Genomic DNA, 786 nt, shown 5'->3' with positions numbered 1-786 from the left:
GTACCGGCGAAACCGGCACTGACGCTGTATAACCATTTTATAAATCATAAGAGCCTAGGTACGGAGGGCTATCATGGAACAGTTATCCAATAACATATTTGAACTTCAATATGCGATGGACACCTTTTATTTCTTGGTGTGCGGCGCATTAGTAATGTGGATGGCGGCAGGTTTCGCCATGCTTGAAGCAGGTCTTGTTCGCGCTAAGAACACGACTGAAATTTTGACTAAAAACGTCGCGTTGTTCGCGATCGCTTGTACTATGTACTTAGTATGCGGTTACGAAATCATGTACGGCGGCGGCTACTTCTTAAGTGCTACTGACAGCGTTGCTTCTATGGACGAAGCTGCAATCGCTGGCGTACTTGCTTCTGCAACTGAAGCTGGTTTCGGCGACATGGGTGAGTACTCAGGCGCGTCTGACTTCTTCTTCCAGGTAGTATTCGTTGCAACTGCAATGTCTATCGTATCTGGTGCGGTTGCAGAGCGTATGAAGCTTTGGGCTTTCCTAGTTTTTGCGGTAATCATGACTGGTTTCATCTATCCAATGGAAGGTTCTTGGACTTGGAACGGCGACGCAGTATTCGGCTTGTATGAGCTTAGCTACAGCGACTACGCAGGTTCTGGTATCGTTCACATGGCTGGTGCAGCAGCTGCACTTGCTGGTGTTATCCTTCTTGGTGCTCGTAAAGGTAAGTACGGTCCTAACGGTGAAGTTAACGCTATCCCAGGCGCTAACCTTCCACTAGCGACTCTTGGTACTTTCATCCTTTGGATGGGCTGGTT

At 48.1% G+C, this 786-nt stretch carries 1 pseudogene; it reads left to right on the top strand.

The features are described from left to right. Positions 1–73: 73 nt before the first annotated feature. Positions 74–786, top strand: a pseudogene (locus A3738_RS05605) (ammonium transporter); the annotation flags it as partial.

This window comes from Oleiphilus sp. HI0066, assembly GCF_001635725.1.
This window is presented reverse-complemented; position numbering and strand designations above follow the sequence as displayed.